General features: G+C 27.6%; 24 protein-coding genes. 6 read left to right on the plus strand and 18 right to left on the minus strand.

The window, feature by feature from the left end; genetic code table 11:
• Window positions 1–26: 26 nt before the first annotated feature.
• Together rsmH and ACMCMH_RS00485 are read left to right on the plus strand one after the other, a co-directional pair.
• A complete protein-coding gene (rsmH, locus tag ACMCMH_RS00480) occupies window positions 27–947 on the plus strand; it encodes a 16S rRNA (cytosine(1402)-N(4))-methyltransferase RsmH (protein WP_412726001.1) in 921 nt (306 codons plus the stop codon).
• Complete coding sequence (locus ACMCMH_RS00485; RefSeq protein WP_412726003.1) at window positions 931–1,182, plus strand: hypothetical protein; 252 nt, start codon at window positions 931–933, stop codon at window positions 1,180–1,182. The genes rsmH and ACMCMH_RS00485 overlap by 17 nt, the downstream gene beginning before the upstream one ends.
• Before the next feature lie 8 nt (window positions 1,183–1,190).
• Here ACMCMH_RS00485 and ACMCMH_RS00490 read toward each other — a convergent pair whose 3' ends face one another.
• The 5 genes from ACMCMH_RS00490 to ACMCMH_RS00510 all read right to left on the minus strand — a co-directional run bounded on the left by ACMCMH_RS00490 (window position 1,191) and on the right by ACMCMH_RS00510 (window position 5,869).
• Entirely contained in the window at window positions 1,191–2,279 is a 1,089-nt protein-coding gene (locus tag ACMCMH_RS00490; protein WP_412726005.1) for a DNA alkylation repair protein, read from the minus strand.
• Window position 2,280: 1 nt separating this feature from the next.
• Window positions 2,281–3,156, minus strand: a complete 876-nt coding sequence (locus tag ACMCMH_RS00495) for a class I SAM-dependent methyltransferase (protein WP_412726007.1) — start codon at window positions 3,154–3,156, stop codon at window positions 2,281–2,283.
• The gene (locus ACMCMH_RS00500; RefSeq protein ID WP_412726009.1) at window positions 3,153–4,421 is read right to left on the minus strand and encodes a Y-family DNA polymerase; all 1,269 of its coding nucleotides are present in this window, start codon (window positions 4,419–4,421) and stop codon (window positions 3,153–3,155) included. Before ACMCMH_RS00500 ends, ACMCMH_RS00495 begins: the two co-directional genes overlap by 4 nt.
• Window positions 4,422–4,535: 114 nt before the next feature.
• Window positions 4,536–4,781, minus strand: coding sequence for a sulfurtransferase-like selenium metabolism protein YedF (gene yedF, locus ACMCMH_RS00505; protein ID WP_412726011.1), 246 nt, complete (start codon window positions 4,779–4,781; stop codon window positions 4,536–4,538).
• Window positions 4,782–5,101: 320 nt separating this feature from the next.
• On the minus strand, window positions 5,102–5,869 hold the full coding sequence (locus ACMCMH_RS00510; protein WP_412726013.1) for a TIGR02757 family protein: 768 nt from the start codon (window positions 5,867–5,869) through the stop codon (window positions 5,102–5,104).
• Window positions 5,870–5,907: 38 nt separating this feature from the next.
• On the opposite strand from ACMCMH_RS00510, the gene ACMCMH_RS00515 reads away from it, so the two are divergent.
• Window positions 5,908–6,732 carry an SDR family NAD(P)-dependent oxidoreductase gene (locus ACMCMH_RS00515; RefSeq protein ID WP_412726015.1) on the plus strand — a complete coding sequence of 275 codons (825 nt, stop codon included), beginning with the start codon at window positions 5,908–5,910 and terminating at the stop codon, window positions 6,730–6,732.
• Between the two features lie 23 nt (window positions 6,733–6,755).
• On the opposite strand, the gene ACMCMH_RS00520 is transcribed toward ACMCMH_RS00515, so the two are convergent.
• The 8 genes from ACMCMH_RS00520 to ACMCMH_RS00555 all read right to left on the minus strand — a co-directional run bounded on the left by ACMCMH_RS00520 (window position 6,756) and on the right by ACMCMH_RS00555 (window position 12,624).
• Entirely contained in the window at window positions 6,756–6,980 is a 225-nt protein-coding gene (locus ACMCMH_RS00520; protein WP_412726017.1) for a hypothetical protein, read from the minus strand.
• 12 nt (window positions 6,981–6,992) lie between these two features.
• Complete coding sequence (locus ACMCMH_RS00525; RefSeq protein ID WP_412726019.1) at window positions 6,993–7,787, minus strand: ABC transporter permease; 795 nt, start codon at window positions 7,785–7,787, stop codon at window positions 6,993–6,995.
• A complete protein-coding gene (gene rsmD, locus ACMCMH_RS00530; protein ID WP_412726021.1) occupies window positions 7,780–8,376 on the minus strand; it encodes a 16S rRNA (guanine(966)-N(2))-methyltransferase RsmD in 597 nt (198 codons plus the stop codon). Before rsmD ends, ACMCMH_RS00525 begins: the two co-directional genes overlap by 8 nt.
• Window positions 8,366–9,700: a diguanylate cyclase gene (locus tag ACMCMH_RS00535; protein ID WP_412726023.1), complete on the minus strand. Its 1,335-nt coding sequence runs from the start codon at window positions 9,698–9,700 to the stop codon at window positions 8,366–8,368. The genes rsmD and ACMCMH_RS00535 overlap by 11 nt, the downstream gene beginning before the upstream one ends.
• Before the next feature lie 9 nt (window positions 9,701–9,709).
• Window positions 9,710–10,426, minus strand: coding sequence for a 3-deoxy-manno-octulosonate cytidylyltransferase (kdsB, locus tag ACMCMH_RS00540; protein WP_412726025.1), 717 nt, complete (start codon window positions 10,424–10,426; stop codon window positions 9,710–9,712).
• A 32-nt stretch (window positions 10,427–10,458) separates the two neighbouring features.
• Window positions 10,459–11,004, minus strand: a complete 546-nt coding sequence (folK, locus tag ACMCMH_RS00545; RefSeq protein ID WP_412726027.1) for a 2-amino-4-hydroxy-6-hydroxymethyldihydropteridine diphosphokinase — start codon at window positions 11,002–11,004, stop codon at window positions 10,459–10,461.
• Window positions 10,988–11,302 (minus strand): EscU/YscU/HrcU family type III secretion system export apparatus switch protein, encoded by a 315-nt coding sequence (locus ACMCMH_RS00550; protein ID WP_412726029.1) that lies wholly within the window; start codon window positions 11,300–11,302, stop codon window positions 10,988–10,990. Before ACMCMH_RS00550 ends, folK begins: the two co-directional genes overlap by 17 nt.
• Window positions 11,303–11,490: 188 nt before the next feature.
• Complete coding sequence (locus ACMCMH_RS00555; RefSeq protein WP_412726031.1) at window positions 11,491–12,624, minus strand: hypothetical protein; 1,134 nt, start codon at window positions 12,622–12,624, stop codon at window positions 11,491–11,493.
• 103 nt (window positions 12,625–12,727) lie between these two features.
• On the opposite strand from ACMCMH_RS00555, the gene ACMCMH_RS00560 reads away from it, so the two are divergent.
• Both ACMCMH_RS00560 and ACMCMH_RS00565 read left to right on the plus strand, forming a co-directional pair.
• Window positions 12,728–13,171 (plus strand): GatB/YqeY domain-containing protein, encoded by a 444-nt coding sequence (locus ACMCMH_RS00560; protein ID WP_412726033.1) that lies wholly within the window; start codon window positions 12,728–12,730, stop codon window positions 13,169–13,171.
• 14 nt (window positions 13,172–13,185) lie between these two features.
• A complete protein-coding gene (locus ACMCMH_RS00565; RefSeq protein WP_412726035.1) occupies window positions 13,186–14,442 on the plus strand; it encodes a GGDEF domain-containing protein in 1,257 nt (418 codons plus the stop codon).
• Window positions 14,443–14,470: 28 nt separating this feature from the next.
• On the opposite strand, the gene ACMCMH_RS00570 is transcribed toward ACMCMH_RS00565, so the two are convergent.
• Genes ACMCMH_RS00570 through ruvA form a run of 4 tightly spaced genes read right to left on the minus strand, consistent with a single transcriptional unit; the run spans window position 14,471 to window position 17,913 of the window.
• Window positions 14,471–15,250: an ATP-binding protein gene (locus tag ACMCMH_RS00570; protein WP_412726037.1), complete on the minus strand. Its 780-nt coding sequence runs from the start codon at window positions 15,248–15,250 to the stop codon at window positions 14,471–14,473.
• A 21-nt stretch (window positions 15,251–15,271) separates the two neighbouring features.
• Entirely contained in the window at window positions 15,272–16,291 is a 1,020-nt protein-coding gene (locus tag ACMCMH_RS00575) for a diguanylate cyclase domain-containing protein (protein ID WP_412726039.1), read from the minus strand.
• Window positions 16,292–16,294: 3 nt separating this feature from the next.
• Entirely contained in the window at window positions 16,295–17,338 is a 1,044-nt protein-coding gene (locus tag ACMCMH_RS00580) for a D-alanine--D-alanine ligase (protein WP_412726041.1), read from the minus strand.
• Window positions 17,339–17,349: 11 nt separating this feature from the next.
• Complete coding sequence (gene ruvA / locus ACMCMH_RS00585; protein ID WP_412726043.1) at window positions 17,350–17,913, minus strand: Holliday junction branch migration protein RuvA; 564 nt, start codon at window positions 17,911–17,913, stop codon at window positions 17,350–17,352.
• A 188-nt stretch (window positions 17,914–18,101) separates the two neighbouring features.
• Between ruvA and ACMCMH_RS00590 the strand changes: the two genes are divergently transcribed.
• Window positions 18,102–18,458 carry a hypothetical protein gene (locus ACMCMH_RS00590; RefSeq protein ID WP_412726045.1) on the plus strand — a complete coding sequence of 119 codons (357 nt, stop codon included), beginning with the start codon at window positions 18,102–18,104 and terminating at the stop codon, window positions 18,456–18,458.
• Window positions 18,459–18,498: 40 nt separating this feature from the next.
• Here ACMCMH_RS00590 and ACMCMH_RS00595 read toward each other — a convergent pair whose 3' ends face one another.
• On the minus strand, window positions 18,499–18,858 hold the full coding sequence (locus tag ACMCMH_RS00595) for a Fur family transcriptional regulator (protein ID WP_412726047.1): 360 nt from the start codon (window positions 18,856–18,858) through the stop codon (window positions 18,499–18,501).
• Between the last annotated feature and the right edge of the window lie 19 nt (window positions 18,859–18,877).

An 18,877-nucleotide genomic window follows, 5' to 3' on the forward strand; every position in this document is an offset into this window, starting at 1 on the left:
TATATTAAATTAAATAGGATAAAGCATTGAATGAAACAATAGTTCCCCATATTCCAGTACTTTTTGATGAAGTAATCGAAACTTTCAAAGACTTAAAAGATGGATATATCATCGACTGTACTTTAGGATATGGAGGTCATTCACTAGGTATTTTAGAATCAAACCCAAATATAAAACTTATTTGTAATGACCAAGATGATGAAGCTCTTAATTTTTCTAAAAATAGACTAAAAGAGTATAAAGATAGGATTATATTCTCAAAAGGAAACTTCAAAGATGTTATCAATAGATATAAAGATAAAAATATCGTAGGTATTTTAGCAGATATTGGTGTTTCCTCTTTACAACTTGATAAAAATGAAAGAGGTTTTGGTTTTAATAGTGAAACTCTAGATATGAGAATGGATCAAAATCAAGAGTTAAGTGCAAATGAAATAGTCAACGAATATTCACAAAATGATTTAGAAAGAATTTTTAAAGAGTATGGAGAGGTAAAAGAGTATAAAAAAGTAGCCTCACTTATCGTACAAAACAGACCTTTTTCTACGGCTAAAGAGTTAGCGGATTTTTTATCCAAAAATATGTTTAAAGGGAAACTGCATCCAGCTACACTTCCATTTCAAGGGATCAGAATAGAAGTAAACAACGAGCTAGGTGTACTAGAAGAGTTGTTTGAACAGATTGAAAATGCAGAATTTTCAAATACTAAAGTAGCTATCATCTCATTTCACTCACTAGAAGATAGGATTGTTAAAACTATTTTTAAAAAATGGACGATGAGATGTATCTGTCCACCACATTTAGATAGATGTGAATGTGGAAACAATCATCAAAAAGGAAAGGTTCTTACAAAAAAACCAATCATTCCAACAGCAAAAGAGATCAAAGTAAACGCACGAAGTAGAAGCTCAAAAATGAGAGTATTTAAATTTGAAGCAAAAAGATAGAAAAGCTTTATATCGAGTTTTACTTTTACTTATATTTGTACTTATAGTTTTTTTTCCTAAAATATATTTGAGAAATAACATATATTATGTAAGTAAAGATATAAATAGTCTAAATACTCAATATATCTCTCTCAAAGAGGAAAATAGATTTTTAAAACAGCAACATGAAGATGCACTTTTTAAAAATCAGATTATGGATAGTTTGATTTTGGAGAATTTGTATAAGGATTATTAAAAATTAAACTATCCTACTAATTCAAATTTTCTTTCACTCATAACAATCCCATTTATTATAACACTCAATCTATGTATCCCTAAATAATATCTTCTAGTACTAATAGCTTTAAATGAATACTTTTTATCTATTCTTTTTATCCCTATAAAATCATCCACTTCACTTATCTTAAATACTTTTGAATTGTGTTTTCCATTTGCTCTTAAAAAGTCTAGTTTATATTCTACTCGTAATTTATCCATCTTTTCTTGTGTAACAATATCAAATGAGAAAAACACCTCTTCACCCTCTTTTACTACATCACTACAAGTAAAATTTTCTAGTTTTAAAGAGCTTGAATTTTTATAGTCAAATAGTTCGAGTATCTCTTTATTTGATGCTTTTAAAAGTGTACGAGAACCGTGCTTCAAAATCCAGTCTCTATTTTTACTATAATTTTTCCATCGTTTTACTATATCGATAACGATTTCAGCATTATCTTTACTGATGTCATTTATATTATTTGCTACACTTTTTTGTACATATTTACTATCATCATCTTTTAAAATTTCTAGTACTTCTAAAACTTTACTTGGGTCTTTTTTGAAGCTTGGTAAAGCCACCGCCCAAGGAAGCCTTGAACGACACCCTTCACTAGCAAGTCGGCGTAGTTCATGATCATCTGACTTTGCCCAAATAAGCATCTGTTTCATAGCTTTATCTTCATCTTTTAAAATAAACTGCCGTATAGCAAACTCACTGCTACAATTTCTCGTAAAGCATTCCAAAGCATCCATCGAAATATCCCACTCATTCAGTCCATAAAGTTCTACAAAATCTTGAAAAATGATATTTTCCAATCGTATCCCTTCTCCAATCATATGAGGATATGTTTGTTTTAAAATATTGATAGATTCTTTATAATCTTTTGGCAAATATCTATATAATGAAACTGTAATATGACGCATTCGTTGTTTAAGTTCTAAATCATCCCAAGTATCATCAAAAACAGCAATATCAAACTCTTTTGCTTTGAACTTAGGATAATAAGTCACAATATATTTAGAAAGTTTATCGATATACTCTTCATTGTATAGGTACTTTAATTGTTCTGCCATACTATTTCCTTATCGATGTTGCTGTCATAAAAATATAATCTTTTCCAGTGACAGTTACTCTAAACTTTTTTTGTTGTAGATACTTTTTACAATAATTCACATCTTTAAACAAAAGTGAGAGTTCTGAAAAGTTATAATTTTTAACCATACCACCATATATCATCTCACCATCTATCCATCTACAATTTGGAAAACCAAGTATCATAGCCCCATCTTTTTTGAGGTAGTTTTGAACTATATTCATAAACACTTTGTTAAAATCTAGGTTTGTACTTTGTAGTGTTCCTATAGAGATAATAAGATCAAACTTACCCAAATTTAAAGGCTCTAAATCATTTATATCCCCAACATGAAAAGAGATATTTTCATCAGCAAAATTCTTTTTTGCTTCTTCAATAGCTGAACTACAATAATCTACCCCTACTAACTCCAAGTTTGTAAAGTTTTTACTATACTTTTTAAGTACCTCAAACTCTTCTCCACTATTAACGCCTAGATTTAAAACTCTTATTCTAGTATCTAGTTTTACATTTTCTAATGCTTTTAAATAGTGTACTAAAAAAGCAGGTTGATTGTTTTTATCTATTGTAGCAAAGGTTGATTTTGCACCATATTTTTCTTCTACATCTTCATTTTGACTATGAAAAGAATCTTCTTGATTGAGTTTTTCATAACACATTATAAGAGTATCATTATCAGCTGTTTGAGGTGTCATCATCTTACAAAAAGATATTTGTGCTAAATCAATCCAACCTTTATAGTCTACCTCTCTATTTGATATTATGAACTTAAAATGTTCTTTGCTTTTCAGCTTTTTTGTTTGAGTAGAAACGATATCTACAATTTCCATCATATTTTTATCTCTAAAATCAATCACTTTAATTCCCCTGCACTTTTTATAATATCAATCCCAAATTTATCTCGTAATTTTTGCATAGATTGAGTTAAATTTTCTTGTTTTTTATCCTCTTCATAACTCAATAAATTCATCGTAGTGGGTTTGTTTTCACTAAAATTAGATAAAGTTAAATTGAGTTGTATGATAGCATGTGATTTATGTGTATCTACTCTATCAAATAGTTTTATCATCTCTTGTTTTAAAAAAAGCTCACTAAAACCTCGATTTGTATTGATATAATCTTTTGCTTTTTCACCATACTGATATCGTATATTTATAGAAAAAGTCATTGGTTTATGTTTTCCTTTTAAAGCCAAAAAACTAATATGCCGACATAAAATCGTAACACGCCTTTTTATTTCACTTCGGTCTGACTCTGGGTCGAAAGACCTTCCTAAACCTATCGATTTTCTGCTTTGGGCTATTGCTATTTTTTCATTGTCTGTTCCGCATACTCTATGATAAAGTTGAATTCCAGGTTTTCCCCAAGAATAAAAAAGTTCTTTTTTAGTTTCTATCTCACCTAGAGTTTGTATATTGTATTTTGCAAGTCTATCTTGGTACCCTTTTCCTATGCCTGGAAACTCTGAGATTGGAATATCTTTTATAAAAGTTGGTACATCTTGGGTTTTTATATACCGTACACCAAAAGGTTTAGCAAACTCTGTTGCTACTTTAGCTATCCATTTAGATTTTGAGACACCAATAGATACAGGTAAACCCAAATCATCATATATTTTTTGTTTTAATTTTACAGCAAAATCGTAAGCATCTTCATCATCTACCCAACCAGTAATATCTCCAAAAAACTCATCTATACTAAACTGTTCAATAGAGGGTATCTCTTTTTCTAAAAGTAGTTTAAACTTATGTGACAAGTCATGATACAAAGGATAATTTGGAGGCAATACTTTTAAATGAGGACACCATCGTAATGCTTCAGATACACTCATTGCTGTTTTCACACCAAATTTCCTAGCTTCATAACTCGAAGTTGTGATAATACCTCGTATTCTTTTATCATCATCTACATAGTATTGTTCAAATGTTTTATGGTCATTATTACTTAAAATTGCACTCGTGAAAGCACCTTCAATTTTACTCATAGTTTTACTACTTTTTTGAGTATCAAAAATAGAAAGCCCACTTCTTCCACCAACAGCTATTGCTATATTTTCATATTCAGGATTTGTAATACGATGTGCTGAGACAAAAAAACAGTCTATATCAATGTGTAGTTTCATAGTGTAGATTATACAATTATTTTAACAAAAAAGTTAAAATAATTGCATTTTGTTATTTTTAATTTTCTAAAATAACAGAGAAAGAACTTAATTTCTTATTCTTTTATCTTTTAACTATCTTTTTACAAAATATCTCACAGCTGTTGTACTCGTATCAATATAAAGAACTTGATATCCATGATTTTTTACATCAATAGGAATATTATTGATACTTTGGGGACAATCACTAATTATTTCTAAGATATCATCTTCTCCTAAGTCGTTTAATGTTTCAATAGTTTTTACAGCAGGATATGGACATGGTTCACCATGCATATTTAAACGATGCGTAGGTATTGGGGCTTTAGTATTACTATACATTTTTGTTATTTCCTTTTCGTTTTTTAAGATAATTACTTTCTAGTTTTAAAACCAATAATAAAAGTAAAAATAGGAAAATATAGTTCATAAACAATCCCCCATAATTACCATATGACTCCGATAAGTTTTATTTTTTTGATAGTTAAGTAATAGTCATTACTTAATATGTAAGGATGACAGGTAAAGTTTTTATAACTTAAATGTCTATTTGTACCACAAATCTAAATGAAATATTATCTTAGATTTCTTAATAACCAATTAAATGGTAAATAATATTTTACCATTTTCAAGACATTGTGATAGAGAATGAAATATTTAAATTATACAATTTTCTCTTGCCCAATTCTATACAAAGCAAAATCATAAATGATTGGATCTTCGTTATTAAATTTTTTTAATGCCTCTGTTATTAAAATAGCAGACTTTAAATCGTAAGTTTTTCTTTTTAGTAAACCTAACTTTAAAGAAACTTTGAAAGTATGTGTATCAAGTGGCAAAATCAAATCTTTTTTATCTACATTTTTCCATAATCCCATATCAAGATTATCATCTCTCACCATCCACCGTAGAAACATATTGTATCTTTTGTAGCAAGAGTTTCCTATTTGTTTTATATGACCTGTTTTATCTCTTTTAGGTGATGTTCCAACAAGAAATTTATACCCTTCACTATTATACGCATAAACTTCTTCAACATTTTGTATAATTTTTGATATTCCTTCTAAAACATCATGATTTTTATCATATCCTTTTCTAAAAATATTTTCCAAACTATCTTGAGCTTTCAAGCGTTTTATAGCAATAAAAAGTGCAATCACATCAGATGATTTTTGAAACCTATAATAATGATTCGATAATTCTTTTTCAATACACTCTTCACTCTCTTCTAATAAATTAAAATCTAAAGAACTTAAGAATTTTACTATTTGATGTGCATTTCCATAAGAAAAAAGAGCACAAATAAGTGCTATATATTCATCGTTATTTTTTTGAGCTATCATCAAAGGATCTGGTGTCTCTTTTGTTAATTCATTCAGACTGTTTCTTTTTTTGACTTCTTTGTCTAATAGTTGTTTTATATTTTCCATACGCTATAATACCGAAAATTTTAGAACTTAGGATAAAAATGAATTTAAGAAATTCTACTATACTTATAACAGGATGCTCCTCTGGTATTGGTTATGAAACTGCTCTATATCTTCAAAATAAAGGGTATCAAGTTTTTGCAACAGTAAGAAAAGAAAAAGATGTAAAAAGACTACAAAGTTTAGGATTGACAACATTTTTACTTGATGTGACAAAAAAAGAAACTATAGAAAACACCTTAAATCAAATACTTCTACAAACAAATGGAACACTAGATGTTGTTTTTAACAATGCAGGTTTTGGTCAACCAGGAGCTGTTGAAGATTTGAGTACTCAAGCTTTGAAAGAACAATTTGAAACAAATGTATTTGGACTTCATGAAGTTACTTTGCAGGTTTTAAAAATCATGAAAAAGCAAGGCTTTGGAACTATTATTCAACACGGGTCTGTTTTAGGAATTATATCACTTAAACTTCGTGGTGCTTACAATGCTTCAAAATATGCGATAGAGGGTCTAACTGATACTTTACGATTAGAACTAAGAGATACAAATATCAATGTAACTGTTTTAAATACAGGTCCTATTACAAGTAATTTTCGTAAAAATGCTATAGCAAAAACAATTAAAAATATAGATATAAAAAATTCACGATTTTCAAAAAACTATGCAAAAAATATCAATGCAGACAAAAGCACCGTACCTTTTAATCTTGAAGCTATAGAGGTCTCAAAAATAGTAGAAAAAATAATCACAAGTAAAACAGTAAAACCTCGATACTATATCACAAAAGCTACTTATATCTTAGGTTATCTTAAAAGAGTACTTTCAACAAAAAAACTAGATTTTATACTCAATAAAATCTAGTTACTCAATCTATTCTATTTAGACTATTCACTAGATAAATGCTTTTTCACTTTTTCAGATACTTCCTCAAAAGTGTCTTGTGTGAACTTCGTAGCTAAATCTAAATTTTTTTGAATTTTTCCCTCTTCTATATTTGTACTTTCACTAAAATAATTTACTACTTTTTTTGCCTGTGTTGGTACAAAAATATTTAATGTAATCATAATTGTAATAAATATAATCAATATTTTACTTATAAATCCAAACATAATTTACTCCCTTTAATATATCTCTTTATTATTCGCTTTTTGTTGTAAAAAGTCTGCTATTTGCATAAGTGAAAATGTGATAAAAAATATAAATAATCCAGGAAAAAAACTTACCCACCAAGCAATTTCAAGAACACTTTTTCCCTCACTTAATAAACTTCCCCAGCTGATTTGAGGTGGATTAACACCTAAACCTAAAAAACTCAATCCAGATTCTGCAAGTATTGCACCACCTACTCCAAAAGTAAAAGAGATAAGGAAAATGGGTGCTAATAATGGTGCAAAATATTTAAAGATTATTTTCATATTACTTACTTTTGATAATGTTAATATTTTAATATAAGGTTTATTTGAAATTGCAAAACTTTCGCTTCGTATCATTCTAGCAGTTGTCATCCAACCAGTAATAAATAACACTATTATAAGTATAATTATTGAAGCTTCCATGTAACTCACTAAAGCTAAAAGTAAAAAGAATGTCGGAAAAGTCAAAAAAAGATCGATGATAATTGTAATTGATTTATCATAGTTGCCTTTAAAATATCCGGCACTTATCCCTACAAACAATCCAATAAGTGAAGCAATACTAGCACTTAAAAACCCTATAATAAGTGAGGTTTGTCCACCATTTAATATCCTAGCAAAAATATCTCTTCCTAGTCTATCTGTACCCATTATATGTTCCAAACTAGGAGCCAATAATATTTTGTGGGGATTAAGCTCAAATGGTGAAATGGTGTAAACAAAAGGTAATAGAAATACACCAAATATAATAATACTCAATAAAAAAACTGAAAATTTAAACACGATAATATGTTAAAGAACTTTTCCCAAATTTTTTAGTTTTGTATTTTTCAAAATCACCCAAAACTTCTGGCATATCCAAACCTGTCATATGCTCAAAAGTAACTAAAACAACTTTTTTATTTGTAATATTTCTAACGATATCAAAAGCTTTTTCATAAATATCAGTCATCCCTTCTCGTATATCAAAAGGTGGATCTAAATATAAAATAATATCATTATCTTGAACACTTTTTTGATCTTTGAGTTGATTGATCAGGTTTGGTATTTTTTCAAAAGTATCTCCAAACAGAGTTGTACAGTTTTCAGGTTCAATTGCATCACAATTTCTTTGAAGTGTTTTAAAAGACTCTCTATTGATTTCACAAAAGTAACTATGCTTTGCTCCACGACTTAATGCTTCTAGTCCTATTCCACCACTTCCACCAAATGCTTCAATAAAAAGAGTATCCATAATATCAAATTGCAAGACATTAAAGAATGACTCTTTTAAAATTGACTTTGAACTTCTTGTAACTTCCAATGATGGTAACTCTATAATTCTATTTTTATATTTTCCACCAACTATTTTTGATATCACTTTATTTTTCATATTGTACGACCTTATTTCTTCCTGTTATTTTTGCTTTATACATTGCTATATCTACTTTTTTGACAAAAGTAGCAGCATCATCCTTATCTACTTCAAACTGAGCTACACCAATACTAATAGTAATCTTTTGCGGAATACTAGGATTTGAATACTTTTCTATGTTTTCTCTTATGTGTTCGGCTACTGTCAAAGATTCAGTAAGTGTTGTTTCGGGTAAGAGAACTAAAAATTCTTCTCCTCCCCATCTACAGGCATAATCTGTAGAACGAATTGACTCAACAATAATATTTGATAAATCTTTTAACACAATATCACCAACATCATGTCCATAAGTATCATTTACTATTTTAAATTTATCAATATCTAACATCATCAAGGATAATCCATGCTGGTATCTATTTTCTCTTACAATCTCTTTTTCAATTTCACTATTAAGCTTTTGTCTATTATAAAGTTTTGTAAGATTATCATGTGTTGCTTGATACTGCAATTCATAAGTATAGTTTTTCAAATCTGTAATATCTGTAAATGAGACTACAAAATGTTTTGTATGAAACATAAATGATTTGATATTAACTCGAAAAATAATCTCTTCATTCTTTTTATTTTTCATCACAACTACACGATTATTATCTTCTCGTTGCATAATCTCTTCAACCCAATTATTACAGTTCTCGGTTGCAAAATAATTACTTTTTTCAATAAATAATTCACTAATACATTTTTGTTTTTCAATAAATTCTGTACTATTTTCATATCCAAAAAAATCTAATAATGTTTTGTTTACAGCCGTTGTACCATCTATTGTTACAACTAAAATAAGATTGTCTTGGGCATCTAATATAGACTGTAGTTCATAAGTTTTTCTTTCAACTTTTTTTTGTAAATCATTATTAAAATTTTCTAATTTATTTCTTAAATATATTGGCTCATAAGTTATGATAATACTATCAATTAATGATTTCATATTTAAAGGTTTGTTTACATAACTTCTTACTCGTAAATTAATTGCTTTTTGTAAAAAAGAAGCATCATTATGTGCTGTAGTTATAATAGAGGGGATAAAAGAATCAATTTTATTTATCTCAAAGAGCATATCCAATCCATTCATTTTAGGCATATTGATATCTGTAATAACTATATCAATATTCTTTTTGTTTGGATCCTCATAATATGTTTTAAATATTTCTAGTCCCTCTTGCCCATCGTTTGCAGAAATTACTTTTCCTACAAATTTAGATAAAAAAGCACTTGTTAATTCATTTACTTCTATTTCATCTTCAACATACAATAAAGTGATATTTTTTAAAAAATCTTTTTTCATTTTATATTCCTAACTAAAAACCTTTAGTGCATTTTCTAAGTCTTCTTTTGTATCAATTCCAAAACTTTTTGAAGTCACTTTCACCATATTTATTTTTTTACTATTAGAAATAGCTCGTAACTGCTCTAATTTTTCAGTTTCTTCAAGTACCGACGCTTTAAACGAACAAAACTCATTTAAACTTCTTTTAGTAAATCCATAAATCCCTAAATGCCCTTTATATTCAGCACTATTGTAGTGATCTCTATGATACGGTATTTTACTTCTTGAAAAATAGATTGCATCGCCTAAATCATCGCAAATTACTTTTACATGATTTGGATCATCTGCCATTTCTGAACTAATATCTTTAAAACAACTCACCATAGTAAAGTCTCTTTGTTTCAGCTCGTTTACTTTAGAGATAACAGCTTGTACCACTTCTGGCTCAATAAAAGGTTCATCTGCTTGCACATTTACTACTACTTCATCATCATTTAAATTTAAAATATTTACAGCTTCGTTAATTCTATCAGTTCCACTTTGATGTTTTGAAGATGTTAAAACAGCTTTAATATTATGTTTCAAAGCTAAATTCAGCACCTCTTCTGAATCAGTAGCGATAACTACTTCATCTAAAACACTTACTGCTTTAGCGGTTCTAATAACCATAGGTAAACCCAAAATATCAACTAATATTTTATTTTCAAATCTACTACTATTTAGTCTTGCTGGTATTATTATCATATTCTTTTCCTATAGTTTTTTAAATCTATTTATTATTTTATCATTTTTATACTCTTCATTATACCATAAGTATACTTAGGCATATAACGCTTGGTTATATAACTTAGTGGGAGTAATACGCTCTTTCTATTTTTATATCCTTTGTGCGGAATTATTAGTCTAGGTATATTAATTGTTGTGCTATTATAAAATATAATATCAATATCAAGTGTCCTTGGTGCATCTTGAAAACTACGAGTTCTCTTAAATCTAAGTTCATATCTTTGAAATGCATTTAAAGATTCTATAGGTGATAAAGTTGTTCTTAATACTACAATGGCATTATAAAAATACTCTTGATCAAGAAATCCAAAAGGGGGATTTTTCAAAATAGGTGATGTTTGTTCAATAATAAATCGTGAATCACCTTGAAGCATTAAAAAAAGTTGATTAAATCTTTTTTGAACATTACCAATATTCCCCCCTATTCCTATTATAACAATATTACTTTTTTGAGCTTTTATTGTATTTTTTACTTTTATATAAGGAAATCTATTTTTAAAGTAAAATGTCAAATCGTCATCAATTGTTTTTAGCATTTTTATCCTTTTGATTTTCATCTTTTTGCATATTGTTTGAGATATTATAAATAAAACTAAATACTTCAGAAACAGCTTGGTATAACTCTACAGGAATCTCTTTGTTAAGTTCTATTTGACTAAGCATATTTACTAAATCTTCATCTTTTTGAATAGGTATATCATTTTCCTCTGCTATTTTAATAATATTTTTTGCTGTTTCACCATCCCCTTTTGCCGTAACATTTGGAGCATTATCTTTTTCTTTATTATATTTTAATGCCACTGCTTTTTGCATGGGAAATTTTTTCTGTAGCATATTTATACCTTTATATCTAAACCAAAATCTATATTTTGATTGTTACTATATGTTTTTAAATTATTTGATTTTTTAGTTTCCTCTTCAATATCAAAAAGATTTAAACTCAAAAGTGAAAGTCCAATTGAATTTATCTGTGATCTTAACTTCTGTAGCTCTATTTGTATTGCACTTTTAAATTCGCTTTTTTATACTCCAATATTTATATTTAAACCAGATTTTTTGTCCAACACTAGTAAAATTCGCAACTCACCATTCTCTTTTAAAGTAAGGTGAATAAGACAAGAAAATTCATCTTCATTCAAGTTATTAAATTTTAAATCTACATCTTCTAACTCATCTTGTAAAAAAGAGATAAATGAATGATTTGAGTTTGAACTTAAAGAGGAAAGTTGATAATAATCAATTTGAGAAAGGGCTTTATCAATATTTGTTTTAAGCTCTTTAGAAACATTTTCTTGCATCCCTGGACTGTCAATTTGTTCTTTAATTTGAAGAAGTATAGTTTTTAAATCTCCTAATATATTCTTATTGTTTCCTATATTATTCTTATATAATTCCTGAATATTTAGTGTATTTATTTTATCTAACAACCTTGTGTTTTGAGTAATCAACTCTTTTAAAACAGTTATTTTCACTTCTTGATTTTTTTCATGGGAAAAAGATTGAAGTTTTGTTTCTGTATGTTTAATTTCATTTTTTACTTCTGTTAAATTTGGAAGATTGATATTTGATAATTGTTCTTTGATAAGAGATACTGTTTTATTAATATTTAACAAAAGAGCAGATAGTTGTAATTGTTTTTTTTCTTGCATTACTGGCTCTTTTATTATATTGTTTAATATTGTTAGTTTTTCATTAAGCAGGGTTACGATTTTAGTCAAATTGTCTTTAATGGAAAAGTTTGATTGACCAAGTTTTGATTCTAAAAATACCCCACTATTTTCAAAACTACTTTTTACAACTTTTTGATTGATTGTATTTATATCAACAAGGGTGTTTTTTAAAAGTATGGTAAGTTTTTCAAGTTGTGGTAATTGTGTTTTTAAAGCATTTAAAATCTGTTTTATATCAGTAGAGATATTGTGAAACTTTAAAGAGTTTTTGCCATTTTCTACTATTGAAGCAACATCATTTTTTGTTTTAATTCCTGTAGCAATATCTTTAAGCATATCAGCCAATAAAGTCTGAATCCCTTTATCTTTGACCAATAGTGAAAGATCCACTTTTCCATCAACAGAAAGTTTTTCAATTTTTGATTTGATAGTTGGGTCAATTTTCGTTAACATTGTATTTAAAAGTGTATTTGTATTAATATTCATAATATTCATTTTATCATTTTATCAATTAACATCTACAAAACTTTCTATAATACAATCTTAGATATAATAAATCTAATTATAATAAATATATATGGAGTATAAAATGAGTTTAAAAGAACAACTAAAATCTGACTTAAAAGAAGCTATGAAAGCTAAAGATATAAAAAAAAGAGATTCAATTAGAAGTATTAATACAATGATAAAACAAATTGAAGTAGATGAAAGAATTGAATTAGACGATGCAAAAATTATTCAACTCATACAAAAAGGTGTAAAGCAACGAGAAGAAGCTATTATCCAATTTAAAGAAGCTAAAAGAGATGATTTAGTAGCAAATGAACAAGAACAAATTGATATTTTTAGTTTATATTTACCAAAGCAACTTACTGATGATGAGTTAGAAATACTTATTCAAACTATTATTGATGAAGTGAGTGCAAGTAGTATGAAAGATATGGGTAAAATTATGAATCCTGCAAAAGAAAAAGTAGCAGGTAGAGCTGATGGAAAAAGAATCAACCAAGTAGTTAAAAAACTTTTATCATAAGATTAGGGAAAATGATGGATACTATCTCACATATTTCAAAGCAAACAATAGACAATATTACAAAACAAAACAAAGCATTAACACCAACAGAATATACTATCGAGTTTTGTAAGTTAGCAAAAAAAGTAAATCTTACAACTAAAGAGTGTGAATATTTTACAAAAACATTATCAATGCTTGAACATAGTGAAATTGAAAATTCACAAAACAAAGATCCAAAAACAATATATGATTTAGTAGATATCTTAATTCAAAGAGTTCCTAAAAAAAATATTCAAAATATGTCAGAGATGATTCAATCTTCTATGAGACCATCAATCTCACTTTCGCTTGGAGATGACCTAAAATCTTTTTGTATACAAATTGGAGACTCCCCTTCATTGATCTTTGAAGAATCAATTCAAGAAGAGATCAAAAAATTTATTCAAAATAGATTTCAAGTGGACCAAAAAGTACTTGTACAAAAAACGGCCGATATTGCAAGACTTATAAGTTTGATGAATAAATACTTAGGAGACGCTATTGATAGTAATACCAATGGCACAAACAATGTCAAAAATATCAAAAATCAATTAAAGTCAATTGCAAACAACGATTCATCAAAAGAAGATTTAAATAATCTCCAAACTAAACTTGTTGAAGCAGCAAAGAATATAGAACAAGAGATGAATAATGTCAATAAAAATCTTGAGACAGGGCAAAATGAAGTTTTATTATTAAGACAAAAAGTTGAATCTTTAGAATCAGAGCTAAAAGAGACACAAGCTGTAAGTATGATTGATCATCTAACAAAAATACCAAATAGAAGAAGTTTTGAAGTAGAACTTAAAAAAGCAGAAAGCAACTATCAAAGAAACAATGAAGACTATGCAATCATATTCTTTGATATAGATTTTTTTAAAAAAATCAATGACACATTTGGCCATGATGCTGGTGATAAAATTTTAGTTATATTTGCTTCAATACTCAATAAACTCACAAGAGATACAGACACTATAGCCAGATATGGTGGAGAAGAGTTTGTTGCAATAGTCAGATACAAAAATACAGAAGAGTTGTATACATATATCAATCGTATCAAAAACATTATCACAAATAACAAATTCATTTATCTTCAAAATAAAATCGAAGTCACATTTAGTGCAGGTGTTGAAACAAGAAGTGACTGTAAAAATGAAAATGAAACCGTAATAAAATCGGATAAACTACTCTATAAAGCTAAAAATAGTGGTAGAGATAAAATTGTTTTCTGGAATAAAAAAGAGTTATAAAAGAACTTTATAACTCTTTTTTATAGTTTTAAAGTTCCGAATCTAAATCATCTTTATTAAAAAATGTATTTGGATGAAAGTTTTGAAATGCAGCACGCATAGAAACAAATATTTGAGGATTTTCTTCCTCTAATTTTGCAAGTAGTTTTTTTGTATTTGCTCTTGCATGAGGCATTTTCATATACTCTCTCTCTTTTTCATTAAGACGCATTCCAGGACATCCCTCGTCACCAATTACATCGACTTCATTTGTTTGGGCAAAAGCTCTTAGTTGTCTTTCTCTACACATAATTAGTGGGCGTATTACCATCAAACCGTTTTCCGCTTTATAAATTGGAGGCATTGCTCTCATTGCACCATTGTAAAAAAAGTTCATAAAAAAGCTTTCCATCGAATCATCTAAATGATGACCAAGAGCTAATTTATTGAAACCATTTTCTAAAGCATGTGTATATAAATACCCTCTTCTCATTCTTGATATAAAACTACATAAAGAACTGTTCTTTCTTACTTTTGCAACTGAAATATCAAATATTTTTGTATCTACAATTTCATGTTCAATATCATGTTCTTTACAATGTTCAGCTAAAAACTGTACATTTTCACCCATTCCATAAGTTATAGTAACAGCTTTGAAGTCAAATTTAAAAGGTGCTTTTTGTTGCATTCTTTTTAAAGTATGCAAAAGAGTAAGAGAATCTTTTCCCCCACTAAATCCTATTAAAACTTTATCTCCCTCTTTAATTAAATCGTATGTCGCATTAGTTTGTCCAACTATTTTGGTGATTTTTTTACTTATTTCTAACAATATATACTCTCTTTTGAAATTTTATTTACTTTTTACGAAGTTATTTTCTTCTATATTTACTTCTAAACTTTTTCTTGCACGATACATTAAGTGATCTCTAGTATCATTGTCATAATAGTGTGCTAATCCACAATTAAATCGAACTAATATTTTTGTATCAATTTTTTTTGCATGTAAAAGTCTATCAACTAAATCCGTGATATTAACATCTGATGAGTTAGGAAGTATAAGATAAAATAAACCACTATTTTCATAATATATCACATCTGTAGTTCTGATTGTACTTCGAAAGTGTTTTTTAAATGCTTTTACAACTAAATCTCTTTTAGCTTCTGTTTTGAGTTGTTCTGTAAGGTTTTTAAAATCATCAATTGCTACAATTGCCAATGAAAATTTTCTATCATATCTTTTTGCTAGTGCCATCTCTCTATCTAATACTTGTTCAAAACTAAATGAATCTTCTTGTATCTTTTCACTTTGTGTATTTAAAATTCTGTTTTCTCTTTCAAAAAGGGTTACTTTTCTTTCTAACATAAAGTTTTCATGTTTGATTTTTTCAACCTCTTCTCTCATCTGCGTCAGTTCTGAAGACTCTTGACCTTTTAGTTCATTCTCTTTTTGAGCATAACTAGTAGCCTGAGTAATAATATGAGATTTCAATTTCTTTAGCTGTGCTTTCTCTTTATTTTTAAGCTCCGTTACATCAACAATCGTTAATATTCCATAACTTTTATCTTGATATTTTAAAATTTGTCCACTAACAAAAGCAGGGAAAAGTTTAGAATTTATTTTTTTTAACATAACATTAAAATAACTCAAGTCATGATTTTTTATTGTAGATAAGACAGTTTCACGCTCATCTAAAGGAACAAAATCCTCTATATTTTTTAATATAGCTTCATCTTCATCAATTTCAAATTTTTCTAATGCTGCTTGATTCATTAGAACAATTTTATTTGTTTCATCCGATACAATAATTGATTGTGTTACATAATTATAAACTTTTTTTAACTCATCAAGCTCAATTTTTACATTGTTCATATTTTATGCCTTTCCCTTTGCACTTTGTATTGTATTTACATAATCATAATTTATTTGTATTTTTCTTTTTCTTGGTAAATTATTTGATAAATTTTCAAAGATCATATTAAAATCATCGAATAGATAATTTGCCATACTCCCAGGGATAGAATTTATTTCATTTAGATAAACTTCATTATCTATTACAAAAAAATCACATCTGATTAGAGAACCCTCAAAAGTAGTATTGTATATTTTTTTAAAATTTTCTTCTAATTGATTTACTAAATCATTTGAAATATCAGCATTAGCGACAACATCACTTCTATTGAAATCTAAATATTTCTTTTCAAAATCTAAAAACTCTTCTTTTTGTGGCTCTTCAACAATTGAAAACTCAAAGTTATCGTTTATTTTTGTTCCCGCAAGGTTGTATTCTTTTACACCATTTATAAATGGCTCTACTATAATTTCATCGTCAAATTCAAAAGCAACATCAAGAGCATACTCTAAATCTTTTTCTGTTTTTACAATCGAAACGCCAATACTACTTCCTAGTCTTACAGGTTTAATAATAACAGGAAATTTCTCAATAACAACCGTATCTTTTTTACTAAAATATTGGTACGGAACAGTTTTTACACCAATACTTTGACTATATGATTTTGTTAAAAATTTATTACAACTTACAACAGAAGCTTCAACTCTTGGTCCAACAAAAGGGATATTGAAAAAAGTAAATAGTCCAGCTAATACACCATCTTCTCCATCTCCACCATGGGTAAGATTTAAAACGACATCAAATTCTAAAGTTTTTGTCTTAAAGAAACTTTGTTTTGTAAATCCATTTTGAGTAATTTGTAATTTATCATATTCTTTATATTTACCACTACTAAAAAGATTCGATTTTATAATATCTGATGGGATGTGATAAAACTCTCTATTTTTATCAACAAAAATATATACTAGTTCTTTATTTAAAACTTTTTTCATAGTAATTGAACTCACTATACTTATTTCATGTTCAAAACTTTGTCCGCCAAATACTATTGCTATTTTTTTACTCATTTCTTTCCTATTTATCTTTGTAATTTCTTTAATGCTTCTTTAACAATTCCTGATGTTTCAGTCTGTGTACATGTTTTTAACGCTTTATTGATTTGCTCTTTTTTAAACCCTAGCGATTCCAATGCCATAACAGCAGCAGAGGCATTTTCTCCAAAATTATTTTCTTCATTATCATTATTTGTTAAAACAAACCCACTTAATTCAACAAGTATTCTACTAGCACCTTTAGGACCAATCCCAGGGACTCTTTTTAACATAGCAATATCAGAAGTTTCTACTATCTGAGAGAAGCTACTTGGTGTAAAAGTACTACAAATAGCCATAGCTGCTTTAGGTCCAACACCATTTATTTTTATAACTGTATCAAATAAAGTTTTTTCATTAATGTCTAAAAAACCATATAAATTGTTGCTATCTTCTTTAAGTATTTGTGTCGTATAAAGTTTTACATCTTCACCGATAATTGCTGAACTACAATTTATAGAAACAAATACTTCATAGGTAAGACCATTAGTCTTCACATGAATAAGTGTTGGTTCTTTTTTAACTACTTTACCTTCTATTCCTACTATCATTTTCTCTTTCTTTTATAAAATATTTAATTTGTAATTATACTTCATTATAACATATTTTTACTTTATTATCTTGAATCATAAAATATGAATTACATAAAAAAAATGGTTAAAAAGAGATAAATTAATTTAATTTATTGTAGAATCTCCAATAAAATATAATTTATCATATTATAATAAGGAAAATAGCAATGGAAAATAAAGAGTTAAATATCATTGAACAATTATGTGAAGTGATAGAAGAGTCGGAAAAAATGTCTATTGAAGTTATGGATCATTTAGATATCATTTTAGAAAAACTCACTGCACTAGAGGACAGTAAAGATTTAAGAAATGATATTGATGGCATTAAAAATAATATTTTTATTACATTGGAATCGATGCAAGCGCAAGATGCACATAGACAAAAAATAGAAAGAGTTGTAAATAATTTAGATCCAGAAAATGGTAAATTTGCTTCTAGTGCAAAACATATTTCTGGTGATGATGATTCAGATTTAGTCAATGAAGATGAATTAGCTGCACTCATTGCAGCAGCAAACGCCTAATTTAAAGTATCAAGTTTAGTGTAAACATATCACACTAAACTCAATTACAGTCTTTACATTTTCCATTTACTATTACATTATTTACAAAATATCCATCTAGTTTAATATCCAAATCTGATAAACATTCTATTTTATTGCAAATTACACAAACAAAATGCGCATGTTGTGTAAGTTGTAACTCAAAATATCTTTTTTTGTCATTTGATTCAAAAGAGTTTAAAATATCTTGTTCTTCAAATTTGGCAATATTTCTATAAAATGTTGCTTTATCCATTGAGATACTGGATTTTATATCTTCATAACTTAATGGTTTTTTTGCTTTTTTAAATATCTCAAGTAAAGCAATTCTCGCTGTTGTTAGTTTTATTTTTTTATTTTTTATTATATCTTCTACATTCATATAAAATTATATCATATTT

The sequence above is a fragment of the Arcobacter sp. 15-2 genome (genome assembly GCF_047159865.1).
Classification (GTDB): domain Bacteria; phylum Campylobacterota; class Campylobacteria; order Campylobacterales; family Arcobacteraceae; genus JAIOSF01.